Here is a 9,100-nt window from a genome sequence, read left to right on the forward strand (position 1 = left end):
GGGCACCTTTTAGCTTTTTTGTAGGGTGGGGAGGGCGGTCGAACAGCTCTCACCTTTACGTTAACGTAAGCCTGAGACGGAAGGCTGTCAATCACCCTTTACGTTAACGTCAACTTGAGCGAGAGTAAGGGCAGTTCAAGATTGAAACGGAGCAGACCTTGTGGGAGCGAGCTTGCTCGCGAAAGCGTCAGATCAGTCAACATGGATGTTGAATCCGCTGACCTCTTCGCGAGCAAGCTCGCCCACAGGGATTAAATCCGGCAAACCCACTAATAAAGACAATAGGGGTCGTCATGGATCAACCCAGTGCAAACCCGCCACGCAGCTACACCCGTGGCGCCCAAGACAAAGCCTTACTGGCGATGACCATCGGGCAGAAGTTCGACCAGACAGTTGCGCAGTACCCGGACGGTGAGGCGCTGGTGGTGCGTCATCAGCAGTTGCGCTATTCCTGGCGGCAACTGGCCGACGCGGTGGATCTGCATGCCAGAGCCCTGTTGGCGCTGGGTTTGCAGGCGGGGGATCGGCTCGGTATCTGGGCGCCGAACTGTGCGCAGTGGTGCATCACGCAAATCGCCACGGCGAAAATCGGCGTGATTCTGGTCAACATCAACCCGGCCTACCGCAGCTCTGAACTGGAATACGTGCTCAAACAGTCCGGCTGTCAGTGGCTGGTGTGCGCCGGGGCATTCAAGTCCTCCAACTACCACGCCATGCTGCAGGGGCTGGTACCGGAACTGGCCGAGCAATCCATCGGCCAGTTGCGCTGTGAGCGTCTGCCGGAGTTGCGCGGGGTGATCAGCCTCGATGCACAGCCACCGTCAGGCTTCCTGCCGTGGTCGCAACTGGTCGATCTGGCCGCGGGTGTCTCACCCCAACAGTTGCACGAACGCAGCGACAGCCTGCACTTCGATCAGCCGGTGAACATTCAATACACCTCCGGCACCACCGGTTTCCCCAAGGGCGCGACCCTCAGTCACTACAACATTCTCAACAACGGTTACATGGTCGGTGAAAGCATCGGCCTGACCCCGAGCGACCGGCTGGTGATCCCGGTGCCGCTGTACCACTGCTTCGGCATGGTCATGGGCAACCTCGGCTGCATCACCCACGCCAGCACCATGATCTACCCCAGCGACGCCTTCGACCCGCTGCTGACCCTGCAAACCGTCGCCGAAGAACAGGCCACCGGCCTTTATGGTGTACCAACCATGTTCATCGCCATGCTCGATCAACCGCTACGTGCGGACTTCGACCTGTCGAGCCTGCGTACCGGGATCATGGCCGGCGCCACGTGCCCGATCGAGGTGATGCGCCGGGTCATCAGCGAGATGCACATGAGTGAAGTACAGATCGCCTACGGCATGACCGAAACCAGCCCGGTGTCGCTACAGACCGGGCCAAACGATGAACTGGAACTGCGCGTGACCACCGTCGGTCGCACTCAGCCGCAACTGGAAAGCAAGATCATCGACGAGGCCGGCAATCTGGTGCCGCGTGGCACCATCGGCGAGTTGTGCACCCGCGGTTACAGCGTGATGCTCGGTTACTGGAACAACCCGCAGGCCACCGCCGAAGCCATCGATGAGGCGGGCTGGATGCACACCGGCGACCTGGCGAGCATGAACGATGAGGGTTACGTGAACATCGCCGGGCGTAACAAAGACATGATCATCCGCGGCGGCGAGAATGTTTACCCGCGTGAGCTGGAAGAGTTCTTCTTCACTCACCCGGCCGTGGCGGACGTGCAGGTGATCGGCATTCCGTGCTCGCGTTACGGCGAGGAGATTGTCGCCTGGATCAAATTCCACCCCGGCCACAATGCCTCCGAGCTGGAACTGCAAACCTGGTGCAAGGAGCGCATCGCGCACTTCAAGACGCCGCGTTACTTCAAGTTCGTCGAAGAGTTTCCGATGACGGTGACGGGCAAGATTCAGAAGTTCCGGATGCGCGAGATCAGTATCGAAGAGCTTAAGGCGCTACATTGAAGATCAAAAGATCGCAGCCTTCGGCAGCTCCTACAGGGGATCGGTGTAGGAGCTGCCGAAGGCTGCGATCTTTTAAAAACACAAATCACAGAAAGCACAAAGGGGAGCCGAAGCTCCCCTTTAATTTTGTCGTCGCGTGCTCTTTCTTATTATTGAGGGGCGGTCTGTTGTTGTTTTTGGCAACCGTGGCCCTTTACCGCTGTTTTTGGCGACCCCCATCCGGGGTCAAGAGCAAACGTATTTTTTTGAGCGCTGATCTGCTTTCTCGCCAAGCGATCCAACCGATTCGGGAGCTACCTGAAGGTAGTTTTATTGTTCTCTGCCCGGTTGCGGGTCACTCCTGAGAGCACCCTGAAAAGCACACCTTCTCCAAAAAAATCTGTTAGCTGCGTCTCTGCCGTGTTGTTTTTGTTATGTCAGAGTCGGTACGTCTTATTTTTATTGGTTTGCAGCTTTTTATTCTTGTTATGCCATAGAGATAGCAGAAGCCGTGCCAACTTTTTAAAAGCCTTGTAAATCAATGGCTTGAGTTTTTTGAAGGATTTTTCCTTCAGGGCAAACCAGACAATTTGTTTCCGTGTTACTCGTCTATGCCCACGTTTCGGACACAGCGGTAACACCTTCGACCTCACTGTGCGTTACGGGCCTTGGCCACACGCGAACCGCTCGGGCGACCGAGCACCGCGCTGATCTGCTGACCCGCGGCAATCAAGGCGTCCAGGTCGATACCGGTCTCGATGCCCAGGCCGTTGAGCAGGTACACCACGTCCTCGGTCGCAACGTTACCGCTCGCGCCCTTGGCGTACGGGCAGCCGCCGAGGCCGGCGATAGAGCTGTCGAACACCGCGATGCCTTCCAGCAAGCTGGCATAGATGTTGGCCATGGCCTGGCCGTAGGTGTCGTGGAAGTGCCCGGCGAGTTTTTCCCGAGGCACCTGCGCCGACACCACTTCGAACAGCCGCCGGGTCGCGCCAGCGGTGCCGGTGCCGATGGTGTCACCGAGGGACACTTCATAGCAGCCCATCGCATACAGCTCACGGGCGACCATCGCCACTTGCTCCGGGGCGACCGTGCCTTCGTACGGGCAGCCGAGCACGCAGGACACGTAACCGCGCACGGTAACGCCGTGCTGTTTCGCGGCTTCCATGATCGGTGCGAAGCGCGCCAGGCTTTCGCTGATCGAGCAATTGATGTTGCGCTGCGAGAACGCCTCGGACGCGGCGGCGAACACGGCGACTTCTTTCACGCCGGCGGCCAGCGCATCTTCAAACCCGCGCAGGTTCGGCGCCAGGGCGCCGTAGGTCACGCCGGGCTTGCGCTGGATCTGCGCGAACACCTCGGCCGAACCGGCCATCTGCGGCACCCATTTCGGTGAGACGAAACTGCCGACTTCGATGTAACTCAAACCAGCGGCGCTCAGCGCGTCGACCAGTTGCACCTTGTCAGCCACGCTGATCGGCTGGGCTTCGTTCTGCAGGCCATCGCGCGGGCCGACTTCGATCAGGCGAACATGGGAGGGGAGGGACATGGCGGTTGACCTGCTCTTTTGAAATCGTTGAGAACCCTTGTAGGAGTGAGCCTGCTCGCGATAGCCATTTCACATTCAACAGTGATGTTGACTGACCCACCGCTATCGCGAGCAGGCTCACTCCTACAAGGGGATTTGTGTTGGTTACTGAACCGGCTGCTGACTCTTGAGCGTCTGCTCCAGTGCCTGCACGCAGCGTTCTTCAGCGGTATCGAGTTCCAGTTTCATCTGTTCGATGTCGAGCAACTGTTGCTCCAGCTGTTCGCGGCGCTCGCTGATTTTCGCCAGCATGCTGTTGAGCTGTTTGGTGTTACCGCTGGACGGGTCGTAGAGTTCGATCAACTCGCGGCATTCGGCCAGCGAGAAACCGATGCGCTTGCCGCGCAGGATCAGCTTCAGGCTGACCTTGTCGCGCGGCGAGTAGATGCGTTCCTGGCCACGGCGCTCAGGGCTGAGCAGGCCTTGTTCTTCATAAAAACGGATCGCCCGGGTGGTGATATCCAGCTCGCGGGCGAGGTCGGAAATGCTGTAGGTCTGGCTGCTCATGAAAGCGCTCGAAAAAGGTCTTGGCGCTAAGCTAATGGCGAGTTGACGTTTACGTCAAGCAAGAAAAAGATCGCAGCCTTCGGCAGCTCCTACAGGAAAATGCATTCCAATTGTAGGAGCTGCCGAAGGCTGCGATCTTTTGATCTTTCCTCAAACCACCTGCTTATCGAGTTTCTTCTCCTGCGCCGCCACCTGCTGGCACAACTCGATGATCTGCTCGCGCATCCAGCGGTTGGCCGGGTCCTGATCGGTGCTTTCGTGCCAGTACAGATGAGTCTCCAGCGGCGGCACGTCGTTGACCGGCAGGTTGAACGCATGCAAGTCGTTACGCCGGGCAAAGCGCTCGGGCACCGTCATTACCATGTCGGTCTGCTGCATGACCTGGGACGCCATCAGGTAATGCTGTGAGCGCAGGGCGATCTTGCGCTGAATGCCCATTTTGCCGAGGGCCAGATCGACATAACCCAGGCCGCTGCGGCGGCTGGAGATATGAATGTGGGTCAGTGACAGGTAATCGTCGAGGCTGAGTTTTTCCTTGCCCGCCAGCGGATGGCCCTTGCGCATCGCGCAGACGTAACGGTCTTCCATCAGCTTGACGTGGCGCACCTGCGGGTCGGTGTTGAGCGGCGCATCCACGGCGAAATCCAGGCGTCCGGCGGCCAGTTCCTTGGTGGTTTCGCGGCGTTTGGACAGGAAGCTCTCGATGATCACCGTCGGCGCCAGACGTCGCAAACGCTGGAACAGCGGCGGCAGAATCACCGCTTCAGTGAGGTCGGTCATGCTGATGCGGTAGGTCTTGACCGCCTGGGCCGGGTTGAAAATCCGGCTTTCCTGCACCGACACCCGCAGCAGCGACAACGCATTGCGCACCGGGCCGATGATGTTCTGCGCCATCGGCGTCGGCACCATGCCCTGGGCGGTGCGCACGAACAGCGGATCGTTGAAGGTCTCACGCAACCGCGCCAACGCGTTGGACACCGCCGGCTGGGTGATGCCGACAATCTGCCCGGCGCGGGTCAGGTTGGCTTCGGTGTAGATCGCGTCGAAGACAATGAAAAGGTTGAGGTCGACCTTGCTCAGGTTCATAACGCGGCTTCTCTTGTTTTAGGGCTGATGTTTTAAGGCCTGACGATCAGCGGATCATATATCGGTGATGAATGTTTATACACGCCGAGAATAGGCTAGGTAAATTATCAGCGCTGTTCTAGCATCGATTGCATGATCTGAACAACCTCTGCCTAAAGAAGGTAATTGCTCATGGATTTCGCTTATTCGCCCAAGGTGCAAGAACTGCGTGAGCGCGTGACCGCGTTCATGGACACTTACGTTTACCCGGCCGAAGCCGTGTTCGAACGCCAGGTTGCCGAGGGCGATCGCTGGCAGCCGACCGCGATCATGGAGGAACTCAAAGCCAAGGCCAAAGCCGAAGGCCTGTGGAATCTGTTCCTGCCGGAATCGGAGCTCGGCGCCGGGCTGACCAACCTCGAATACGCGCCGCTGGCGGAAATCATGGGTCGCTCGTTGCTCGGGCCGGAACCGTTCAACTGCTCGGCGCCGGACACCGGCAACATGGAAGTGCTGGTGCGCTACGCCAACGAAGAACAGAAACAGCGCTGGCTCGAACCGCTGTTGCGCGGCGAAATCCGCTCGGCGTTCGCCATGACCGAACCGGACGTGGCTTCGTCCGACGCGACCAACATGGCCGCCCGCGCCGTGCGTGACGGCGACGAGTGGGTGATCAACGGCAAAAAATGGTGGACCTCCGGCGCTTGCGATCCGCGCTGCAAGATCCTGATCTTCATGGGTCTGAGCAACCCTGATGCACCGCGCCACGCCCAGCACTCGATGATCCTGGTGCCGGTCGACACCCCCGGGGTGAAAATCGTCCGTCCGCTGCCGGTGTTCGGTTACGACGACGCACCGCACGGCCACGCCGAAGTGCTGTTCGATAACGTGCGGGTGCCGTACGAAAACGTCCTGCTCGGTGAAGGCCGCGGCTTCGAAATCGCCCAAGGTCGCCTTGGCCCGGGGCGGATTCACCACTGCATGCGTTCGATCGGCATGGCCGAGCGTGCACTGGAATTGATGTGCAAACGCTCGGTGAGCCGCACCGCATTCGGCAAACCGCTGGCGCGTCTGGGCGGTAACGTCGACAAGATCGCCGACTCGCGGATGGAAATCGACATGGCGCGCCTGCTGACTCTGAAGGCGGCGTACATGATGGACACCGTGGGCAACAAAGTGGCGAAGAGCGAGATCGCGCAGATCAAGGTCGTCGCGCCGAACGTCGCGCTGCGGGTGATTGACCGGGCGATCCAGATCCATGGCGGGGCCGGGGTGTCGAACGATTTCCCGCTGGCCTACATGTACGCGATGCAACGCACCCTGCGCCTGGCCGACGGCCCGGACGAAGTGCACCGCGCGGCGATCGGCAAGTTCGAGATCGGCAAGTATGTGCCGAAAGAGATGCTGCGCAGCGGTCATTAAGACCGCGTCGCCTGCTTCGCGAGCAAGCTCGCTCCCACATTAAACCGCATTCCAAATGGAAGAATGCGATCCCTGTGGGAGCGAGTTTGCTCGCGAAAGGGCCTGCCCATTCAGTTCATCAACATCAGGCTCAATACACCCAAACCTCAACCCGCCGATTCTTGATCCGCCCCTCATCCGCACTGTTCGCCGCCACCGGCATCAACGCGCCAAACCCGCGCACCTCGCGCAACACCACGCCGTTCTTCACCAACTCGCGGCGCACCGCCATGGCCCGCAGTTTCGACAGCAGGTCGGCCCGGGCCGGGTCGTCTTTCTCGTCACCAAAGCCCACCAGCGTCACCGCACGCTCGGTCTTGTCGTGGCGCTTTATATAGTCGAGCACCCGCGCCAGATCCTGCCGCGCCTTGTTGTCGAGGCTGGCGCTGCCTTCTTCAAAGCGGAAATTCACTGTCAGACGTTGGGCATGCCGGCTGAGGGATTGATAACCCTCGGGCATCAGCGCATTCGGCGTGACGGTCATCGCATGGATGGTCTGGCTGATGAAACCGTTGGCCGCGACAATCTTCTGCCCCTGTGGGCTTTGCGCAAACGCCACCAGCGCTGAAGCCCACGGATTCTGGCTGGTAGGTGGCAGATAAAAGAACAGCCGTCGGGACAGTGGATAGTCTTCCGTCGCGATCAGGCTGTTGAGCGGCAACATCGATTGCGATGCACCGTCGGCGATTGCCACGGCTTTGGCCTGACGCACATAAGGCAGGCCGATGAAACCGATGCCTTGCGCATCGCTGCTCACCGCGTCGGACAATTGCTCGCTGGACTCGAAGCGTTTCGCCGTGGCACTCAGACTTTTCCCGCGACGACTCAGCACCAGTTCCTTGAACGTGTCGTAGGTGCCGGACTGATCATCCCGCGCATATAGATGGATCGCACCGCCGCGCCCGCCGAGGTCTTCCCAGGTTTTCACCTCACCGGCGAAGATCCGCGCCAGTTGCCCGGTGTCCAGTTGCTGCAGCGGATTGTCGGGATGCAGGATGATCGCCAGGCCGTCGATGGCGATGACTTGCTCGGCCTCAGGGCTCTTCATGTCGCCCAGCGCTTGCAGGCTGAGCAGTTCGCTGTCCTTGATCGGACGGGAGGCGGCAGCGAGGTCGGCGCTGGCGCTTTTCAGCGCAGTGAAACCAGTGCTGGAGCCGTGGGCGGCGACTTCAATCACGACCCGTTTGCCTTGTGCGGTCTGGCCAACAATGTGTTGTTCGTTGGCGGTGTCGGGGTTTTCGCGGTGGATCTTCAGCAGGCCCTGTTCCTGCAAAAAACCTTCGACCAGCGCGGGGCCGAGATCGGCGCCAATGGTATTGGAACCCTGAATACGCAGTGCCGGGCCGTTTTCGGGGATCGGCAGGGCGGCGGCGCTGACCGTCAGCCATGCACTCAACACAAAGACGAACAGAACACGCAGGGTCATGCCGGCACCGAATCAAGCCAAGGGGATTGCCGGGGAGATTAAGTCAGACGCATGACCAAAACATGACAGATCAAAAGATCGCAGCCTTCGGCAGCTCCTACATTGGAATGCGATCCCCTGTAGGAGCTGCCGAAGGCTGCGATCTTTTGATCTTGGTGGATATCAGGCCAGTTCCAGCCAGATCGGCGCGTGATCCGACGGCTTCTCCATCCCGCGCAGTTCATAGTCCACGCCCGCATCCTTCACTCGCGGCAACAGGCCATGGGAGGCGAGGATCACGTCGATCCGCAGCCCACGTTTCGGCTCATCTTCAAAGCCACGGCTGCGGTAGTCGAACCAGCTGAACATGTCGCTCACGTCCGGGTTCAGGTGGCGGAAGCTGTCGGTCAGGCCCCAGTTCTTCAGGCGGGCCATCCACTCGCGCTCCTCCGGCAGGAAGCTGCATTTACCGGTTTTCAGCCAGCGCTTCATGTTGTCCGGGCCGATGCCGATGTCGCGGTCTTCCGGGGAAATGTTCACATCGCCCATCACTACCAGCGGCTGTTCGTTGTGGAACTGGCTTTCCAGCAGGGTTTGCAGGTCGCTGTAAAAGCGTTGCTTGGCCGGGAACTTGGTCGGATGGTCGCGGCTTTCGCCCTGCGGGAAGTAGCCGTTCATGATGGTCACCGGCACGCCATTGGCGTCGGCGAAGGTGCCCCAGATGAAGCGGCGCTGGGCGTCTTCTTCATCGGTGGCGAAGCCTTTGTGAACGGCGATCGGCTCGTTGCGCGAGAGCAGGGCGACGCCGTAATGGCCTTTCTGGCCGTGGAAATAAACGTGATAGCCCAGCGCCCGCACTTCTTCCAGCGGGAACTGGTCGTCGTGGACCTTGGTTTCCTGCAGGCCGATCACGTCCGGCTGATGCTTTTCGATCAGCGCTGCCAGCTGATGCGGACGGGCGCGCAGTCCGTTGATGTTGAAGGAAACGATCTTCATGGTCGGCAGTCCTGGCAAAAGGGCGATGCTAGCTGACATGGGGGAGATGGGCCAGTGTGGGGTAGGCAGATTCACCTGACTCTGTGAGATTTATGTTGTCAGGCCTGGCGC

General features: G+C 59.8%; 7 protein-coding genes. 2 read left to right on the top strand and 5 right to left on the bottom strand.

Annotation, left to right across the window (positions count from 1 at the left end; all coding sequences use genetic code 11):
* The first annotated feature begins 293 nt into the window (after positions 1–293).
* Positions 294–1,988 (top strand): AMP-binding protein, encoded by a 1,695-nt coding sequence (locus NN484_RS11775; protein ID WP_274659157.1) that lies wholly within the window; start codon positions 294–296, stop codon positions 1,986–1,988.
* 628 nt (positions 1,989–2,616) lie between these two features.
* Here the strand turns inward: NN484_RS11775 and NN484_RS11780 are convergent.
* The 3 genes from NN484_RS11780 to NN484_RS11790 all read right to left on the bottom strand — a co-directional run bounded on the left by NN484_RS11780 (position 2,617) and on the right by NN484_RS11790 (position 5,148).
* Positions 2,617–3,516 carry a hydroxymethylglutaryl-CoA lyase gene (locus NN484_RS11780; protein ID WP_215500954.1) on the bottom strand — a complete coding sequence of 300 codons (900 nt, stop codon included), beginning with the start codon at positions 3,514–3,516 and terminating at the stop codon, positions 2,617–2,619.
* A 144-nt stretch (positions 3,517–3,660) separates the two neighbouring features.
* Positions 3,661–4,062, bottom strand: coding sequence for a MerR family transcriptional regulator (locus tag NN484_RS11785; RefSeq protein ID WP_127652073.1), 402 nt, complete (start codon positions 4,060–4,062; stop codon positions 3,661–3,663).
* A 150-nt stretch (positions 4,063–4,212) separates the two neighbouring features.
* Positions 4,213–5,148: a LysR family transcriptional regulator gene (locus tag NN484_RS11790; RefSeq protein WP_127652072.1), complete on the bottom strand. Its 936-nt coding sequence runs from the start codon at positions 5,146–5,148 to the stop codon at positions 4,213–4,215.
* A 171-nt stretch (positions 5,149–5,319) separates the two neighbouring features.
* Here NN484_RS11790 and NN484_RS11795 point away from each other — a divergent pair, with 171 nt between their 5' ends.
* Positions 5,320–6,549 (top strand): acyl-CoA dehydrogenase, encoded by a 1,230-nt coding sequence (locus NN484_RS11795; RefSeq protein WP_003223710.1) that lies wholly within the window; start codon positions 5,320–5,322, stop codon positions 6,547–6,549.
* 130 nt (positions 6,550–6,679) lie between these two features.
* Here NN484_RS11795 and NN484_RS11800 read toward each other — a convergent pair whose 3' ends face one another.
* On the bottom strand, positions 6,680–8,014 hold the full coding sequence (locus NN484_RS11800; RefSeq protein WP_274659158.1) for a substrate-binding domain-containing protein: 1,335 nt from the start codon (positions 8,012–8,014) through the stop codon (positions 6,680–6,682).
* A 162-nt stretch (positions 8,015–8,176) separates the two neighbouring features.
* Positions 8,177–8,989 (bottom strand): exodeoxyribonuclease III, encoded by an 813-nt coding sequence (gene xthA, locus NN484_RS11805; protein ID WP_127652070.1) that lies wholly within the window; start codon positions 8,987–8,989, stop codon positions 8,177–8,179.
* Between the last annotated feature and the right edge of the window lie 111 nt (positions 8,990–9,100).

Origin of the sequence: Pseudomonas serboccidentalis (assembly GCF_028830055.1) — a bacterium.
Classification (GTDB): Bacteria; Pseudomonadota; Gammaproteobacteria; order Pseudomonadales; family Pseudomonadaceae; genus Aquipseudomonas; species Aquipseudomonas serboccidentalis.

Bases quoted from the DNA above. Each gene is read 5' to 3' on its own strand.
- NN484_RS11775 (WP_274659157.1), top strand. From the start codon at position 294: ATGGATCAACCCAGTGCAAACCCGCCACGCAGCTACACCCGTGGCGCC.
- NN484_RS11780 (WP_215500954.1), bottom strand. From the start codon at position 3,516: ATGTCCCTCCCCTCCCATGTTCGCCTGATCGAAGTCGGCCCGCGCGAT.
- NN484_RS11785 (WP_127652073.1), bottom strand. From the start codon at position 4,062: ATGAGCAGCCAGACCTACAGCATTTCCGACCTCGCCCGCGAGCTGGAT.
- NN484_RS11790 (WP_127652072.1), bottom strand. From the start codon at position 5,148: ATGAACCTGAGCAAGGTCGACCTCAACCTTTTCATTGTCTTCGACGCG.
- NN484_RS11795 (WP_003223710.1), top strand. From the start codon at position 5,320: ATGGATTTCGCTTATTCGCCCAAGGTGCAAGAACTGCGTGAGCGCGTG.
- NN484_RS11800 (WP_274659158.1), bottom strand. From the start codon at position 8,014: ATGACCCTGCGTGTTCTGTTCGTCTTTGTGTTGAGTGCATGGCTGACG.
- xthA (WP_127652070.1), bottom strand. From the start codon at position 8,989: ATGAAGATCGTTTCCTTCAACATCAACGGACTGCGCGCCCGTCCGCAT.